The sequence below is a fragment of the Streptomyces sp. NPDC001732 genome (assembly GCF_053596315.1).
The window spans coordinates 1-16,651 of the sequence record NZ_JBSFFY010000095.1 but is presented as its reverse complement, the minus strand read 5'-3'; the positions used below and the strand labels follow the sequence as shown (position 1 = coordinate 16,651).

Below are 16,651 nucleotides of genomic sequence, written 5' to 3'. Positions count from 1 at the left end.
ACAACCTCGGCTGACCGAGCCCTTGTTATTCGCCCATCTGAGGACACGTCGCCCCTGACCTCGTTGAGGGCGAACGTTGCCTGATGCGGCACTAGTGCTGTGACCGCATAGGTTCGCCGGGTTGGGGTCTTCCGCTGGTGCTGACGATCTCGGAGTATCGAAGAATGGGGAATCAGGGGGGTCTGGCCGAGGCGTTCCGGGCGGAGGTGGGCGTTGAGTTCGCGTTCCTGGTCGAGGAGGCCGGTTTTTCGGGCCCGGAGCAGACTGACCATGGGTTTGTCTTCCACAGCGTCGGCCTGGACGTGGAGGTCTGGTTCCTGGACGGGCACGAGCCCATGGTGACGACGCTGGTCGCCCCGGTCGCATCGGACGGCGTGAGGGCCAGAGGAGTATGGCTGGACGAGTTGTATGTCGTGAGCGGATGCGGTCCCGCTCAAGACGTTCCCGGCTCGGCCCCGACCCGGCGAGCCACGCTTAAGCGAGTCCATCAGCATGCGGCTGCGCTGCGTCGGCTCATGCCGCAGTTGCTCACCGCTGGGGGTTCACAGCTCATTGCCCGCTGTCGCCAGGGCTGAGCCGCGGCGGCCAGATCCTCATGCGGCTGTGGCTGCGGGCCGTCCTCCCCACCGGATGCCTTTCTCGCTGCGGATGCGTGCGCGCTCTTTGCGTTGGGCGGCCAGGACGTCGGGATGACGGGCGTTGGCGTTGCGCCAGCATAGGTACGCGTGCAGTTCACGGGTCTGGACTGTGTGGTTCGGATGGTGGGAGTTGGCCAGGGTGAACTGCCGCAGCGGCCCGAAGTGCGCCTCGATCGGGTTGGCCCAGGAGGCGTTGGTCGGGGTGAAGCACAACTCGACCTTGTTCTTCTGTGCCCACCGGCGGATCTTCGTGCCCTTGTGAGCGGAGAGGTTGTCCAGGATCACGTAGATCGGGGCGCCGTCTGGGCGGGCGGCCCGGACGGACTTGAGCGCTGCCAGGCTGTTGGCCGCTCCCTTGCGTCGGCGGTTGACGCCCCACAAGGTGTCGTCGCCGATCGAGTAGCAGCCGTGGAAGTAGGTGACGCCGTGGGTGCGGTGGTAGGTCGCCGGGACCCGGTCGGGGCGGCCCTGCCCAGCCCAGCAGGTTCCCCCGGTGGGGCGGATGCCCAGCGGGCCGAACTCGTCGAAAGCGAGTACGCGGTCGGAGAAGCTCTCCAGGACGTGCTCGATCCGGTCGAGCTTGGCGTCGCGCTCGGGGGTCGGCGGACTCTTTCCAGGTCTTGGTCCGCTGGAAGGTCACGCCGCGGCGGGCGAGCAGGCACCGCAGGGCCTCGCGGCCGATCCGGATCACCCGGCCGTGGACTTTGCGCAGGTAGGCGACGAGTTTGCGTAACGACCAGCGAGTGAAGGGCTGGCCGAGCCTGGCCGGGCGAGTGGTGGCCGTCGCCACGACGAAGTCTTCGTCGTCAGGGCTGAGCAGGCGGGGACGGCCTCCCGCCCACTGAGGGTCCAGGCAGGCCAGCCCGATCTCGTTGAACCGGTGGATCACATCGCGCACAGTGTCCTCGTCGGCCTGTACCAGCTGTGCGATCACCGGCACGCGGTTCCCGCCGGCCGAAGCCAGCAGCATCATCGCCCGCCGGTAGCGCACCGAACTCGTGCTTCCCCGGCGCACGATCTGCTGCAGCTTCTGCCCTTCCTGGCCGGTCAGTCTGCGCACACGGACAGGCTCAGCCACCGCGCCTCTAGCGATCGGATCGGATGTCACCGCACATCCAACCGCCACGACCACCAACCCGGCGAACCTATGCGGTCACAGCACTAGCTCGCGGTCCTCCAGCAACCCCACGACCGACGCCATCTCGCACCTCCACAGACTAGACAAAACGACAGCCCGAGCCTCCCTCGCCGACCTCGACGTCATGCCTGACCTGGGGAAACACGTCCATCAAGTTCGATACAACAGCGCCTTCTGAGGTGAGGGCGTAGCGGCGGGCGGCGAGGCCGTGGTCGAGGTCGATGCCGATCTCGTCGCAGAACAGGGCGAGGGTGTCGGCGGCCTGGTGATCGGAGAGGTAGGCGGGGGCGACTTCGAGGAGCAGCTCGCCGATCGCGTGGGTGCTGGCGGCCGGGTCGTCGACGACGCGGCGCAACGCTGGGAGCGGGGAGCCGCCGGCGGGTTCTCGGGCGGCGGGGGCGGGGCGGCGCGGATGTCGCGGACGGCCTGGCGGACCACGGCGCGCACCGTGGGCTCGTCGAGGGCCGTCAGGCCGCTGTGGGTGAGCGTGGTGAGGCGGCGAGTGATCAGCTCCGCGACGTCGCCGGAACGTGCCCCTATCTCTTTGGTCAAGCTGTCTGGGCTCTCGTCGCCCGTGGTGGTGTCACAGCCCGGTGCGATAGTTGGCGCCGTCGCAGGTGAGTAGGGTTGCTAGCCGCAGGGGGTATGAGTGGAACGGATCACTGAGGACCAGGTCGCACGGCTGGTCGGCTTCGTGTCGGCACGCATCCCCGAAACCGCTCCGCTTCAAGGCGAAGCCCGACGCACGGCCGCAGCCCTGCGCCTGGCCGCGAACAAACAGATCGCGGCGGTGATCTTCCACCGAAACTCTCCGGCTGAGCACTCAGGGGAGACGGAGCTGCATGCAACCGCCTCGTGGAACCTGCTGGTCGCCTTGGCTGGAATCTGGCACGACCACCCGGAGTTCCCCGCTGACGCCGCCGTAGAGACTTTCGAGTTCGACTGCGAGTTGCCCCTCTCGACATCCATGCAGCGCGAGTCGTGAGCGATCTCATGCCACTGCGGTAGGCCGGGACTCGTAGAAGGTTCCGTCGCGGAGCATCGCGAAGAGGACGTCGGCCCTGCGTCGGGCGAGGCAGAGCAGGGCCTGGGTGTGGTGCTTACCTTGGGCGATCTTCTTGTCGTAGTAGGTCCTGGATGCGGGGTCGCCCAGGGCGGCGAACGCGGAGAGGAAAAAGGCCCGTTTGAGCTGCTTATTTCCTCTGCGGGAGGGCTGTTCGCCGCGGATCGATGATCCGGAACTGCGGGTCGCTGGGGCGAGTCCGGCGTAGGCGGCGAGGTGGCCTGCGGTGGGGAAGGTGCTGCCGTCGCCGACCTCGATCAGGATTCGTGCGCCGGTCCTGACTCCGATGCCCGGCATCGAGGTCAGGACCTTGGAAAGAGGGTGGTCATCCAGGAGTTCTTCGATCCGCCCGGCCAGGAGTTTGCGCTGGTCAAGGACGGCGGCGAGGGATCCGGCGAGGCTCGGGACGATCAGTGCGGCCGCGTCGGTTCCGGGCACCACCACGCTCTGTTCGTCCAGCGCGGTGAAGATGTCCTCGACCAGCCGCTCGGCCATCCTCGGAGCCTTCGGCCGTAGCAGGGTGACCAGGCGGCGCCTGCCGGCCTTGCGGATCTGGGCCGGTGAACCGAAGCGTTCCAGCAAGGCCAGCACCGCCGGGTGCTGCAACCTGGGCCCCAGCACCCGTTCCAGCGACGGGTGGATCTGGGTCAGCAGCCCGTGCAGCCGGTTCGCGACCCTGGTCGCTTCCCCGGCGAGGTCGTCGTCGAATCCGACGATCATCTCCAGCTCGGCGATCGTCTCGTCCTCGCTATCGATCGCCCGCAGCGTGTGGGGCATCGCGCGGGACGCGTCCGCGATGATGAACGCGTCCCTGGCATCGGTCTTGGCCTCACCGGGATACAGGTCGGCGATCCGTCGCATCGTCAGGCCGGGCAGGTAGGCGACCGGGCAGCCCATGTCCCGGGCGACCGCCAGCGGCAGGGCCCCGATCGAGGCCGGCTGGTCGACCACGACCAGCACCGTCCCGTGCTTGGCCTGGAGTTTCGCGAACAGTTCGCGGAGCTTGGGTTCGGTGTTGGGCAGGCGCTTGTCGAAGGCTTTCTTGCCGGCCGGGGTGACGGCGGTGGCGTGGTGTTCGCTCTTGCCGACGTCCAGGCCGAGGAAGACGTCGATGTCGCCGGTGTCGATCACATGCAGGCCCCTCCATCACGCTTTCGTCCGGCCTTGCCTCGGCATCGAGCTGCCACATCCACGTTACGGAGAGCTCTTCCGGCCTGGGTAAGCCGGTGCTCAAGCCCCTCATCAGCGGTCCGTCGATGCCTCCGGGCCCGGTGACACCACCCCCCGGATCATCAACCGCAACAAGGGGGGGAAGTCATGCCGGACCCGAAGGCCGGTAGCCCCATTGCGGAGCCACAAAGACGGTAACGGGCCCCTATTTCGGGCCTGCGGCGCGGCGGCCGGGGCCGGGGTCCCAATCCCAGCCCATCGACGGGTGGGGCTAACCCCCGGGCCGATCGGGGGGCGCAGTGGATGGTCCGGGGCGCCCCGCGCGGCGAGAGTTGGGCCCATGAACACGCACAAGGCCCTGCTCGCCGCCCTGCTCGTCCCGCTCGGTGCCACCCTGGCCGTCGCCCCGGCCGCCTTCGCCGCCACCCCGCCTGCCCCGGCCGCCGCATCGGCCTCTGCCGACGCCGCCGCGTTCGGCTCCCCCGAGGCGGCCCTCGGCCGGGTGGCCCACCCGCTGCGCACCACCGAGCCCCGCGGCAGCCTGGCCGACCTCCGCCCGTTCGGCCGGATGGTCGGCGACGCCCGGGTGGTGGGCCTGGGCGAGGCCACTCACAGCTCGCACGAGTTCTTCACCGTCAAGCACCGGGTCTTCCGGTACCTGGTCGAGGAGAAGGGCTTCCGGGCCTTCGCACTCGAAGCCCCGTGGAGCACCGGACTGCGGCTCGACGCCTACCTCACGCGCGGCGAGGGCGACTTGAAGCAGATCATGGACGAGGAGTTCCAGGGCACCTACCGGTTCTGGAACAACGCCGAGTACCGCGATCTGCTCCAGTGGATGCGCGCGTACAACGTCAAGCACCCGAAGGACCCGGTCCGCTTCGTCGGCGACGACGGCGGGTTCGCCGGTGCCGAGCTGTACGACAAGGTGAACGCCTACGCGGCCGCGGCCCGCCCCGAACTCGCCCCGCGGCTCACCGAGCTGTACCGGGGCCTGCGGCCCGCCACCGACGCCGAGACGTATGTCAATGATTACCTGTCGAAGCCGATGGCTGAACGGAAGGAGCTCGCCGAGCGGACCGGCCGGGCGGTGGACCTGCTCAAGCAGCGGCCCGGCACGGGCGCCGACGCCGACGCGCACGCCTGGGCCGTCCAGCACGCCACCGCGATCCACCAGATGACCACGCTGTTCGCCTTCGACCTGGACGACCCCCAGGGCACCACCGGCGCCATGCTCTACCGCGACCGGATCATGGCGGAGAACGTCGCCTGGTGGCAGCAGCAGACCGGCGACAAGATCCTGCTCGCCGCCCACAACGGCCACATCGCCCTCAAGACCTACATCCCCGACGCCTACCCGAAGGTCCAGGGCGACTTCCTCCGCGAGCAGCTGGGCAGCGGCTACCTGAGCGTCGGCCTCACCTTCGACCGGGGCTCGTTCAACGCCCTCGGCCAGGACGGCGGCGTCCACCGCTTCACCGTCGGCCCGGCCGCGCCCGGCACCACCGAGCACACCCTCGACCGGGTACGGTACCGCGACTTCGTGGTGGACCTGCGCAACGCCCCGGCGGCGGCCCGCGCCTGGCTCGCCGCACCGCACACCATCAAGAACATCGGCGCCGCCTACCCCGGGATCGCGGACGCCCCGCAGATCCGGCTCGCGGAGTCGTACGACGTCGTGATCCACCTCCAGCGGGTGGAGGCGGCCCGTATGCTCAAGTAGCACCGGGCCCACGCGGGAGCTGCTGAAGTTCAGCACGCCCAGGGCCAGGACGATGATCACCGTGAACTTCTCGTCCAGCCGACTGCGCGCCTCGGTACGGCGGCGCGGCCGGAACACGATGATGACCGCGAGCAGCACCGCTACGTTGACCCGTAGATGCGACCCCGGGCGCACCTCCCGTGCGGGGGGCTCGGCTCCCGAGCCGCGGCGCGGCGGGGCCGGCCCGGGGGGAGCATGTGTGCGTCGTCATCGGGTGGCGAGGGCTGCGATGGCAACGGCGGCGCCGAGGCACGTCACCAGGAGCGTCGCACCACCCATGGCGACCGTCAGCGGCGTGGCGAGGGTGGGGTGCTGGTGCGTCATGTAGGCGAGTCCGCCCATCGCCAGGCCGATGACGACGACCAGGACCAGCAGCAGGGTCAGGATCAGCAGGACGCGCAGGGCACGCGAAGACACGATAGATCTCCGTTTCGTTCGAAGACTGCGAACGCCTCCCCTGCAATGACCTGGCCCTTCCCAGCCTCGCCGCAACACTGTGCTGCTACGAGCGACTTCTCCGGCTCACCGCACAGGACACTGTCTCAGCAGACGGCAGAGCCAACGGAAGCGGGTCCGGCGGGCGTCTCGGGAGACTTCAGCGTGTGGCACCAGTTGGTCGAAGCCGTGGAAGCCGCCTGACCATATGTGCAGTTCGGCATCTCCGCCGGCTTGCCAGATGCGCGTCGCGTACTGGATGCATTCGTCACGAAAGGTCTCTGCGGCACCGGCGTCCACATAGGCGGGCGGCAACCGGGACAGGTCCGCTGCGCGGGCGGCCGCGGCATAGTACGAGACCTGCGAGCTTTCCCGTTTCTCGCCGAGAAGAGCGGTCCAACCCAGGCTGTTGGCACGGCGGTCCCACACTCCCAGTCCGGTCATCTGGTGTGCCGAGGGACTGTCGTTGCGGTCGTCGAGCATGGGACACATCAGCAACTGGCCAAGGATGGCGGGACCCTTTCGGTCGCGGGCCATCAGGGCCAAAGCAGCCGTGAGGCCTCCGCCGGCGCTGCCGCCGACGGCGATGACACGTTGGCGGTCCACGCTGAGCATGCCGGCATGGCGGGCGAGCCACATCAACCCGGCGTAGCAGTCCTCGATCGCCGCTGGGTACGGGTGCTCAGGTGCCAGCCGATAGCCGACGGATACGACCGCCAGCTCGAGGGGCTCAGCCCACTCGTGGAGGATCGTCTGCATTCCGGTGCGGTTGGATCCGCCGATCAGGCCTCCGCCGTGCATGTGGTAGATGACCGGCGCTTGTTGGCGTAGGCCGGTGGGGCGTGCGAAGAGGAGCGAGACGTCCGGTGCTCCGTCCGGACCGGGGGCGAGGAACTCTTGGATCTCGAACCTGCCGTGATCGCGCAGCTCCTCGAGTGAAGGGTCCGTCGTGGTGAGTTGCGCACGCCACCGGGGGATATCGTCGGCCGACGTCGGCGCGTTCTCCTGGGGCGTGCCCAGGTTCTCCAACTCCGCGTTGAGTTCAAGGGCGAAGGGCACGGGCGGCGCCGTGAGCCGCGTCTGATCTCGGTTGCTGTTCATACTCTTTCTTCCTCTCGATGTGTTCGCCGAAGATCTCGGAATTGAGCGGGCAGTGCAGTGCCGTGATCCAGGTACGACGTCGTGACTGAGGAAACGGCTGATCGGTTGGCTTGCCGCAGAGGGTGTTGATGCCGAGCACCGCCAGGTCACCCAGCCGTATCTGACACTCACCGAACTCGCCGTGGAAGATGGCGGACCCCACAGACGAAGACGGGGCTCACCCAGCCGTACGCCACGGCCCCACGTCACGGTGAGCGCGTGATGGCGCGCGTGGATCGGCGCGTGACAACGGCGTGCGAACGAGGAGGCGGGGCAGTCATGTGACGACCCACCTCCTGGCCCGCTTGTCGTAGTGCCCGATCCCGGACGGTCAGATGCCCAGGTCCCGGCGCTGATGCATCCGTCCGTTTCCGTCGAGCTCGATGATGGTGTCGACGCCGATCCGTTCGAGGAACGCGAAGTCGTGGCTGACGACGAGAAGCGCGCCGCGGTACGCGTCGAGGGCTTCGGCGAGTTGCTCGACGCTGGCGATGTCGAGATTGTTCGTCGGCTCGTCCAGGATCAGCATCTGGGCAGGCGGCGCCGCCAGGAGGAGCCGGGCGAGCGAGACCCGGAATCGCTCCCCGCCGGAGAGTGTGCGGACGGGGCGGTCCACGCTGTCACCGCGGAGGAGCAGCCGGGCAAGCTGGTTACGGATGGTGCCGGCCGGCGTGCCTGGGGCGACAGCCTGTACGTTCTCCATCGCGCTGGCGTCATCATCGAGCCCATCGAGACGTTGCGGGAGGAAACCGATGAGTTCGGTGACAAGGCGGCCGCGCGGTCGCCCCGGAGTCGGCTCGGCACGCTGAACGAGCTGCTCGATCAGGGTCGACTTCCCGGCGCCGTTCGCGCCGACGAGCGCCACCCGTTCCGGGCCCTGTATCACCACGGTTCGGCCCTCGTCCTCCAGTTCCGCCAGCCGTCGTCCTCGTGGGACGTCCGGATCGGGCAGGACGAGATGGATGTGCTCCTCGTCGCGGACGCGCGCGTCCGCAACATCGACGGCGGCCTGTGCGGCTTGGACTTTGTTGTCGAGAGTGGAGCGCAGTGATCCCGCGGATGCCTGAGCCTTGCTGGCGCGGTTGCCGGCGAGGATCTTCGGGATGCCGCCGTCCTTCTGGGTCTTCTTCCCAGTCCGCTCACGGCGCGCCAGCTTCGTCTCCGCCTCGATGCGTTGCCGTTTCTCGACTTTGAGCGCCTGCTGGGCTGAGCGTGCGGCCTGCGCCGCGGCCGCCTGCTCCTGCTCCTGGTGCTCCTTCCATGCGCTGTACGGGCCGCCGAACGTGTCCAGGGTGCCGCCGTAGAGCTCGGTCGTGTTGTCCATGTGCTCCAGCAGTTCGAGGTCGTGGCTGACGACGACGAGCGTCCCGGGCCACTGGTCGACGAACTCGGCGAGCTTGGCGCGCGTGGCGCGGTCGAGGTTGTTGGTGGGCTCGTCGAGCAGAGTGATCGGAGTGCGACGGATGCGCAGCCCGGTGATCGCGATGAGCATGCCCTCTCCGCCGGAGACCTCGGCCACGCGGCGGCCGAGGTCTGCGGCGGAGAACCCGATCTGGTGCAGTGCTTCGTCGGCACGGGACTCGATGTCCCAGTCGTCACCGATCGCATCGAAGTGGCGTTGGTCGACATCGCCGGACTCGATCGCCTTCATCGCGTCGAGGATCTCGTGGACGCCGAGCAGCTCGGCGATGGTGGTGTCCTGCCGCAGTGTGAGCGTCTGCGGCAGGTAGCCGACCTCGCCCACGGTGTCGATCTGCCCGGCAGTCGGCCGCAGGTCACCGGCGATGAGCCGGAGCAGAGTGGACTTGCCGGCGCCGTTGCGGCCGATCAGCCCGGTTCTACCGGCAGTGAAGGTGCCGTTGACACCGGCGAGCGCGACGGTGCCTTCGGGCCACTCGAAGGTCAGATCGCGCAGCACGACGGCGGACTTCGTAGACATAGTCAGTGCTTCTCTCTTCTCTCGTCCGTCAACCGACGGGCGTGACGGGGATCAGTTCTGTGTCGGCTGAGGCAGCCCCCGGGGAAGGCGTGGCGAAATACCTCGCGTGCAATTGCCCGCAGGCGGCCTCGATGCCCGTGCCGAACTGGCGCCGTCTGGTCGTGTGCACGCCGCACGCGGTGAGCCCGCGCACGAACTCGTCCACGCGGGTCGAGGACGGTGCGCGATACTCCGGCGCCGCGCCGACCGCTTCGTTGTAACGGATGACGCTGACGTGGAACAGCTCGGGCCTGGAGCGCCGGTGGACCAGCTCGGCGAGGGCAGCGCGGTGGTCGTCGCTGTCGTTGACGCCGGCAATGAGCAGATAGGCCAGGTAGACCTTGCGACGACGCGTGGCAGCGTGCCGGTCGAGGATGTCGAGGCTCTGCGCGAGCGGGAACGTCTGCTCGAGCGGGATGATCCGCGCCCGCTCCTGCGGAAACGGCGAGTGCACCGAGAGCGTGATCGTCACCTGCGGGTGCTCATCCACGAGGCGGGCGAGATTCGGTGCGAACCCGACCGTGGAAACTGTGACCCGTCGCGCGGACATGTCGGCGTAGGCGGCGTCCGTCAGCAGCGTCAGCGCGTCGAACACATGCGGGTTGGCAAGGGCCTCCCCCATGCCCATGAACGCGACGCTGGCCGGCCTCGGCAGGCCCGTGCGCGTCCAACGTGGATGCATCACCTGTGCGACGATCTCGTCCGCTGTGAGGTTGCGTATCAGGCCGACCGCCCCAGTGGCGCAGAAGGTGCAGCCCAGACCACATCCGGCCTGCGACGAGACGCACATGGAGTCCCATCCGGCTCGATAGTGCGAGACAACGGTCTCGATCCGCGCTCCGCCGTCCGATGCGAACAGCACCTTCTCGACCTGCTCGTCCCGTTGCACCTCCAGCGGAGTCAGCGGGTGCAGCAGCGGCCCGAACCGCTCCGCGAGCTCGCCGCGAAGGCGCGCCGGGAGGGCGTGGACATCGGCGAAGGTCTCGGCCGTCGAGCTCTGCCACGCGGTGATGAGCTGGTGAAACCGGAATGCGGGCATGCCCGTCTGCGCGAGGTGATCGCGAATGCGCATCCAACGGCTCCTTGGGGTCAGGACGGTGCTCATGCGTCACCACCGGTAGGAGGCAAGACCTCACGCCCCCGGTAGAAGCCGCAGTGATGGCAGGCGCGATGCGAGGGCGTGGCCTTGCCGCAGGCGGGATTCGTGCAGGTGGCAAGGACCGGAGCGCCGGTCTTCCAGTGCGCTCGACGATGACGAGTGCGGGAACGCGAGGTGCGATGTTGCATGGGAATGCCATTCGTGAACGGGTTGTGTGAGCCAGCGGAACTGGCAGGACAACCGACCACGGGGCCGTGTGTCGATGCGGCGAGAGGTGCGAGTGGAACTGGCAAAGAGCCACGCTCCTGCGGCATGGGAGCCGCTGCCCGAATGCCGGGCAGGAGGAGGTTGCATTCTCAGCAGGTCGTAGTCGCGCGTTCGCAGTCATGCACCCGGGACCAAGGTCGGTGCGATGCGATGCGAACGTGCCGGCGAGATTCACGCGGCGGTGTCAACGCCCGGAAGGGCGGACTCACGCGCGTGCGTCGAGAAACGATCGTTCACCGATGTGGACGACGCCCACACGAGTGAAAGCCACCGGCAGTTCGGTGGCTAGAACCTGTCTACCTCAATCAGTCCCATGCCCGCCATCGTATCAGCCTTGCGTTGCCGGTCAGTACGCAGCCGTGTCCGTCAGTGACGTGTGCAGGAGCCGGCGGTCCGGACCTGCCTCGGCTCTTCATCAGTACGTGCTCGATGGTCGTGCTGTGCCCCCACGCCGGCCACCAAGCCGGAGCCGCCGCCGTGCGCGAGAGGGTCCACGGCGCACCAGAGATCGGCCTGCGCCAACCGCGGGCGGGGTTGTAGTCGACGTCGCGGGCCCGCCGCGAGACCGGCGAGCACGCCGACGTCCACGAGACGAAACCCGGAAAGAAGACGGCGGGGAAGGCCCCGGCGAAGTAGCAAGCGAAGCCGAAACACTCCTAGTCTTCCGAAGCCTCTGGCAGGGAGTCGGTCTCCTCGACGGTCGTGGCGAACAGGGCGTCGTCCGTCGGCGACGTCTCCGCCCACCAGGGGGCCGACCCCGACGGCTTCCGGGGCCGGGCCGGGGGCGCTTCCGGGTCAGGGCCGGGGCGGATGCCCTCCTCGTGGACGATCCCGGCGGGGGCCCGCGGGCCGCAGGATGATCGACGATCACGCACCGACACCATCGAGGAGCGCTCATGCGTCCGCGTGCGCCCCGCACTGTTCTCACCGCCGCCATCATGCTCGCCCTCACGGCCGGGCCTTTGGCGGCTCCCGCCTCCGCCGCGCCCCCGGGGCGGTCACGCGGGCGGTGAGCGGCCCCGACGCCGATGCTCTGCGGGCGGCCATCTCCGGTCTGCCCGATGCCGACGCAACGGCCGCGCTGGTACGGGTCGGGGGCACGGACGGCAGTTGGCGGGGCAGTGCGGGAGTGCACGACCTGGTGAGCGGCCGGGCGGCCGACCCCCGTGCCCTTTTCCGGGCGGGTTCGACGACGAAGGTGGTGACGGCGGCGGTCGTGCTGCGGCTGGCGGCACAGGGCAGGGTCGATCTGGACGCGCCGGTGCAACGCTATCTCCCCGGGCTGCTGACCCCCGCGTTCGAACCCGTCCCGGTACGCCGGCTGCTGAACCACACCAGCGGCATCAAGCCGGGCGAGGGCTGGGGCGACGACTTCGAGGACCAGTACGCGCACCGCTTCGACATCTTGACACCCGAGCAGGTCGTGGCGTCGGCGGTGGCTCAGGGGCCCGCGTTCGACCCGGGTGAGCGACAGGAGTATCTGAACATCAACTACACGATCCTCGGCATGCTGATCGAGAAGGTGACGGGGCAGTCGTACGCCGCTGCGGCCGAGCGGCTGGTGCTTCGTCCGGCCGGTATGCGCGACACGTACTTCCCGGGGACCGATCCGCGCATCCGGGGACCGCACAACCGCGGCTACGAGTCAGTGCCGGGGCCGGACGGGACCAGTCGGCTGGTGGACGTGACGGAGTGGAACCAGGCGGACCGCTGGGCGGCCGGCGACATGATCTCCACGACCGCGGACCTGGAACGGCTCGTCACGGCGTTGTTCCGGGGGCGGATCGTGCCGCAGCCCCAGTTGCGGGAGATGTTCACCCTCCCGCCGGGGATCGGCGACGCCACCTACAGCGCGGGACTCCAGCGGTTCGAGTACGGGAACACGGTCTACTGGCTCAAGTCGGGCGCTCGCTACGGCTACAGCACGCAGATCGCCGCCACCGCGGACCTGAGCCGCACGCTGGTCTATTCGGTCAACTCCACGAACGCCAAGGGCTCATCGGGGAACCCCGTCGCCCAGCGCATCGTCGAGGCCCTGCTCCGCCAGGGGGAACGGAAGCACTCGTGAGCGGCCCCCGGGCGTCCGCCAGGCCGGCGGCGTAACCCGGCGCCGCCAGGCGGTCCGTTCACCCTGATTCCGGGCTGAGAGGGGGTACCGCAGACTTGGTTGTCTGACTTGTCTTCCCAGGTCAGAGGTTGTCCGCGATGTTGTCCGGGCGTTGTCTGCTGGTTGTCTGCGGACAACGCGCGGACAACCGACGGACGGCATCGCGGACAACGTCCGGGCCCGGCGTGGCCGGTGACCTTCCCGGCAGGTCGCGCCCCGGGTCGCGCCCTGGATCCTGCCCTGGGTCGCGTCCTAGGTTTTGTCGTCAAATGTCACGCCCACATCAGGAGCGATGCGAGGGCGACGGCCGCTTTGTAGGACTCGGCGGTCTTGTCGTAGCGGGTGGCGATGCCGCGCCACTGCTTCAGGCGGTGGAAGCACCGTTCCACGACGTTGCGGTGCTTGTAGACCTCCCGGTCGAAGGCCGGCGGGCGGCCTCCGCGGCTGCCTCGCCGGGCCCGGTTGCGGACCTGGTCCGCCCGCTCGGGAATCGTGTGGGCGATGCCCTTGCGGCGGAGCCAGGCGCGGATCGCCCTCGAGCTGTAGCCCTTGTCGCCCAGGACGTGACCGGGCCGGACCCGGGGCCGCCCGGGACCGATCCGGGGCACCCGGATCGCTTCCATCACGGCGGTGAACCGGGCGCAGTCGTTGACGTTGCCGCCCGTCACGACGAAGCCGAGCGGGCGGCCCCTGCCGTCACAGGCCAGGTGAATCTTGCTGGTCAGGCCGCCTCTGGACCGGCCGAGGGCCGGGTCGCGAAGCCCCCTTTTCGGGCCCCGGCCGCATGCTGGTGGGCCCGGACGGCCGTGGAGTCGACCGACACCAGCCACTCGATGCCGCCCGCCGCGTCCGCTTTCGCCTGGGCGGCCCGCAGCATCCGGTCGAACGTGCCGTCCGTCGCCCACCTGCGAAAACGGGTGTGCAGCGTGGCCCACGGCCCGTAACGCTCAGGCACGTCCCGCCAGGCGGTCCCGGTCCGGAACTTCCACACGATCCCGTTCAGGACCCGCCGGTCGTCCAGCCGCTTCCGCCCCCCGCAACGACTCGGGCAGCAGCGGCCGGACGAACTCCCACTCGACATCGGACAGTTCATGGCGACGTATCACGACACCATGAACCACCACCGAAGATCATTTGAAGACACTGCCTAGCAATCAGCAGGAAACCGACCACCACACCCCGGCGAAAACGACAGTCACTCATCGGCATCCGCTGTCAGAACCCCGCACCCCGCACCCCGCACCCCGCACCCCGCACCCCGCACCCAAAGTCAGGACACACCACCAACCCACTGACAAAGCAATGCCGAACCCCAACCGACAAAACGACGCCGATCACCAGAAACAGGCTGGCCGGCGGGTGTGGCGACGAGGCAGTGCGCCTCGTCGTCGGCGTGGTGATTCCACTCATTGACCGAAGGGGCCCACTGCAGCCAAGTTTGTGCGCGCAGAGAACACTTCGACTTCGCTGCCAGACAAGCATCGTTTGTACGGAACTGTAACTTCTGCGTGCAGGGGACTGCCTGCAACTGACGGTCCCGCGCGCTGTATCAAGGGAGTGAGTCATGAGTTCTCAGGTGAAGGCATTCGGGTTCGGCATGCCGTGGGAGTCGTTGTACGGGTACAGTCAGGCCACTCAGGTCGGTGACACGGTTTATGTGTCGGGGCAGCTGTCTCATGACCGTCACGGCAACTTCGTGGGTGCCGGCGACTTCGAACTGCAGGTCCGCACCACGCTGGAGAATCTGGACCTGGTGCTGAAGCAGTTCGGGGCCGAGCGTAGCCAGATAGCGGAGACCACGGTTCTGGTGAGGAACCTGCGGGAGAACTTCGACACGACAGCACGCCTCCACGCCGAGTACTTCGGGGAGCACCGGCCTGCCAGCACGGTCATGGGCGTTTCCGACTTGGCACTGCCGGACCAACTCGTGGAGATCGGCGCGCTCGTGCGTCTCGATGTGAAGCCATAGGGAGGAGGCCGGCCTGATTCCTTCAGTGAACCTCTTTCGACCTGAATAGTTGCAGGTCAGCAGCGGTGGACAGCTGGGACGATGGTGCTGATACGGCGGGTGGAGCATCTAGCTCGTCGTAGCAGCCGCCAGGCTCTCAACTGGGCGAAGGCGCGTTCGCCGGGGCTCTCAGCCGGGCGTGGTCGCGGTTGAACTGCTGGTAATGCGCGCCCCTGGGGCGTAGGGCGGCGCTGGAAGAGGCGAGGCACGATGGTGAGCCTGTCGCGTGGCAGGGCGACCTGGGGTCGGTTTGATCACTCCGTGACAGAGTCAGGGATCACTAGGGTTGCGTCCCCCCTTGCGAGACTCCAGCTTCAGGCGCCTGACGCCCCAGAACCGCTACACCTCATTACAGGCGACGACGCTTCTCCACGCACCCCGCCTCGGCAACAACCCGGTCCACCAACTCAGGCGGACAGGACCAGGTCAAGATCCCCAAACCCAGCCGCTCTAGACGCGACACCAACACGAACAGCCCAACGCCCTGCCAGCCCCAAAAGCAACGGCATTGGAACGTATGGCCCGGGGGGCGGTGTCACCGGTCCCAGAGGCACTGACAGACCGCTGATTAGGGGCATGACCACCGACTCCTTCGGGAGGCAGGGAGGCTCTTCGTAATGTGGATGTGGCGATCGGTGCCGACGGACGGCCGGGGGGCACGACTGAAGGACGCACGTGATCGACACTGGTGACATCGATGTCTACCTCGGTCTGGACGTCGGCAAGGGCGAACACCACGCCACCGCCGTCACCCCGGCCGGCAAGAAGGCGTTCGACAAGCGCCTGCCCAACAGCGAACCGAAACTGCGCGAGGTGTTCGCCAAGCTTCAGACCAAGCACGGGACCGTGCTCGTCGTGGTCGACCAGCCCGCATCGATCGGCGCGCAGGTGGGCGCTGACGGGGTCGTGGTGGTCAAGCTCGGCACGTGGATCGACAACGTCCGCAAACGCGCCGGGAAGCTCCCCGAACAGCGGCGGGCGGAACTCGATGCCCTCGGCATGCAGTGGACGGCGGGCACGGCAGGGCGGTTGCGGTGAATGCTGGGGTCTTACGGCTGCCTCCTCTCGCCGGGGAGACGACGTTCTCCTTTCTGTGCCGTATCGCTGCTTGCTACGGAATGGAGGAGCAGTCGTTCCTGGCTCGTTGGCAGGCGGTGAACCACCGGCCCCGTCATGAGAGCGGGGCCGTACGTGCGGATGGGGAGGTGCTGCTGGACGCGGCGGCCCGGCAGTCGCTGGGCGCTGTGTGCGGGGTCGGGGAGCTGTCGCTGGGGCGGGCGTTGCCGTCGTGGGACCGGGAGGATCCCAAACTCGACGGACCAGCCGGCGCTGACCGATCGGCGATTCTTCACGTTCTCCGTGAAGGGGCGGGATCGGTCCATCGGCGATGGCCTTACCGGTCGCTGGGCCCCGTACGAGCCGGATCCTGCGCTCATTGGGCCGGCTGCAACCGCTGGCTTCAGTGCCTTGTCTTCAGTTTGGGCCACGCCATGGTGATCAGTGGCTCCTGCTGGCCAGCAAAGCGACGCACTTCCAGCAGATCGGAGCCCACGGCAGTAGCAGGGCCTCTGTGGACGGCTGGCGCACTCCCCCGATGACGAATCACTGTCGGTGGGCCGTGCCAGAATCACGTCTCGACTCCGGATTACGTGGGAAGGCGAGACAGTTCATGGTGATACCAGCGGTTTTGGTGGCGGAGACGGTGGCGTGGCAATCGGGGGACGGGCTTGTGCCGCGGATGCCTGGAGCGGGGTTACTGAGGTTTTCAGGGTGGGGTCGGTGGGTTGATAGCCAGGCCCGTGGCGGTGAGGCAGCCGTCGATCAGGTGGGGCCGGATTTGGATTCTGCG

Annotated in this window: 11 protein-coding genes and 5 pseudogenes; 6 read left to right on the top strand and 10 right to left on the bottom strand. The window is 68.2% G+C overall.

Features of this window, described 5'->3' with window-relative positions; genetic code table 11:
* Positions 1 to 137: 137 nt before the first annotated feature.
* Positions 138 to 575 carry a hypothetical protein gene (locus tag ACWCXX_RS37860; protein WP_451135398.1) on the top strand — a complete coding sequence of 146 codons (438 nt, stop codon included), beginning with the start codon at positions 138 to 140 and terminating at the stop codon, positions 573 to 575.
* An 18-nt stretch (positions 576 to 593) separates the two neighbouring features.
* Here ACWCXX_RS37860 and ACWCXX_RS37855 read toward each other — a convergent pair.
* Both ACWCXX_RS37855 and ACWCXX_RS37850 read right to left on the bottom strand, forming a co-directional pair.
* Positions 594 to 1,716, bottom strand: a pseudogene (locus ACWCXX_RS37855) (IS630 family transposase).
* Positions 1,717 to 1,855: 139 nt separating this feature from the next.
* Positions 1,856 to 2,131, bottom strand: coding sequence for a hypothetical protein (locus ACWCXX_RS37850; RefSeq protein ID WP_451135396.1), 276 nt, complete (start codon positions 2,129 to 2,131; stop codon positions 1,856 to 1,858).
* A gap of 294 nt (positions 2,132 to 2,425) precedes the next feature.
* Here ACWCXX_RS37850 and ACWCXX_RS37845 point away from each other — a divergent pair, with 294 nt between their 5' ends.
* Positions 2,426 to 2,761, top strand: coding sequence for a hypothetical protein (locus tag ACWCXX_RS37845; RefSeq protein ID WP_451135394.1), 336 nt, complete (start codon positions 2,426 to 2,428; stop codon positions 2,759 to 2,761).
* Positions 2,762 to 2,767: 6 nt separating this feature from the next.
* Here ACWCXX_RS37845 and ACWCXX_RS37840 read toward each other — a convergent pair whose 3' ends face one another.
* Positions 2,768 to 3,970 carry an IS110 family transposase gene (locus ACWCXX_RS37840; protein ID WP_451135392.1) on the bottom strand — a complete coding sequence of 401 codons (1,203 nt, stop codon included), beginning with the start codon at positions 3,968 to 3,970 and terminating at the stop codon, positions 2,768 to 2,770.
* A gap of 379 nt (positions 3,971 to 4,349) precedes the next feature.
* Between ACWCXX_RS37840 and ACWCXX_RS37835 the strand changes: the two genes are divergently transcribed.
* The gene (locus ACWCXX_RS37835) at positions 4,350 to 5,729 is read left to right on the top strand and encodes an erythromycin esterase family protein (protein WP_451135390.1); all 1,380 of its coding nucleotides are present in this window, start codon (positions 4,350 to 4,352) and stop codon (positions 5,727 to 5,729) included.
* Positions 5,730 to 5,975: 246 nt separating this feature from the next.
* Here ACWCXX_RS37835 and ACWCXX_RS37830 read toward each other — a convergent pair whose 3' ends face one another.
* The 5 genes from ACWCXX_RS37830 to rpmF all read right to left on the bottom strand — a co-directional run bounded on the left by ACWCXX_RS37830 (position 5,976) and on the right by rpmF (position 10,608).
* The gene (locus ACWCXX_RS37830; protein WP_351635649.1) at positions 5,976 to 6,185 is read right to left on the bottom strand and encodes a hypothetical protein; all 210 of its coding nucleotides are present in this window, start codon (positions 6,183 to 6,185) and stop codon (positions 5,976 to 5,978) included.
* 105 nt (positions 6,186 to 6,290) lie between these two features.
* Positions 6,291 to 7,304, bottom strand: a complete 1,014-nt coding sequence (locus ACWCXX_RS37825; protein WP_451135387.1) for an alpha/beta hydrolase — start codon at positions 7,302 to 7,304, stop codon at positions 6,291 to 6,293.
* A gap of 370 nt (positions 7,305 to 7,674) precedes the next feature.
* The gene (locus tag ACWCXX_RS37820) at positions 7,675 to 9,282 is read right to left on the bottom strand and encodes an ABC-F family ATP-binding cassette domain-containing protein (RefSeq protein WP_451135385.1); all 1,608 of its coding nucleotides are present in this window, start codon (positions 9,280 to 9,282) and stop codon (positions 7,675 to 7,677) included.
* A gap of 28 nt (positions 9,283 to 9,310) precedes the next feature.
* Positions 9,311 to 10,393: a radical SAM protein gene (locus ACWCXX_RS37815; RefSeq protein WP_451135383.1), complete on the bottom strand. Its 1,083-nt coding sequence runs from the start codon at positions 10,391 to 10,393 to the stop codon at positions 9,311 to 9,313.
* A 29-nt stretch (positions 10,394 to 10,422) separates the two neighbouring features.
* Positions 10,423 to 10,608 carry a 50S ribosomal protein L32 gene (gene rpmF / locus ACWCXX_RS37810; RefSeq protein WP_451135381.1) on the bottom strand — a complete coding sequence of 62 codons (186 nt, stop codon included), beginning with the start codon at positions 10,606 to 10,608 and terminating at the stop codon, positions 10,423 to 10,425.
* A 975-nt stretch (positions 10,609 to 11,583) separates the two neighbouring features.
* Between rpmF and ACWCXX_RS37805 the strand changes: the two are divergent.
* Positions 11,584 to 12,755: pseudogene (locus tag ACWCXX_RS37805) on the top strand (serine hydrolase domain-containing protein).
* Positions 12,756 to 13,066: 311 nt separating this feature from the next.
* On the opposite strand, the pseudogene ACWCXX_RS37800 reads toward ACWCXX_RS37805, so the two are convergent.
* Positions 13,067 to 13,897, bottom strand: a pseudogene (locus tag ACWCXX_RS37800) (IS5 family transposase).
* A 461-nt stretch (positions 13,898 to 14,358) separates the two neighbouring features.
* Here ACWCXX_RS37800 and ACWCXX_RS37795 point away from each other — a divergent pair.
* Positions 14,359 to 14,763 (top strand): RidA family protein, encoded by a 405-nt coding sequence (locus tag ACWCXX_RS37795; protein ID WP_114242338.1) that lies wholly within the window; start codon positions 14,359 to 14,361, stop codon positions 14,761 to 14,763.
* A gap of 39 nt (positions 14,764 to 14,802) precedes the next feature.
* Here ACWCXX_RS37795 and ACWCXX_RS37790 read toward each other — a convergent pair.
* Positions 14,803 to 14,983 (bottom strand): annotated as a pseudogene (locus ACWCXX_RS37790) (IS5/IS1182 family transposase); the annotation flags it as partial.
* Positions 14,984 to 15,480: 497 nt separating this feature from the next.
* Between ACWCXX_RS37790 and ACWCXX_RS37785 the strand changes: the two are divergent.
* Positions 15,481 to 15,687, top strand: a pseudogene (locus ACWCXX_RS37785) (IS110 family transposase); the annotation flags it as partial.
* Between the last annotated feature and the right edge of the window lie 964 nt (positions 15,688 to 16,651).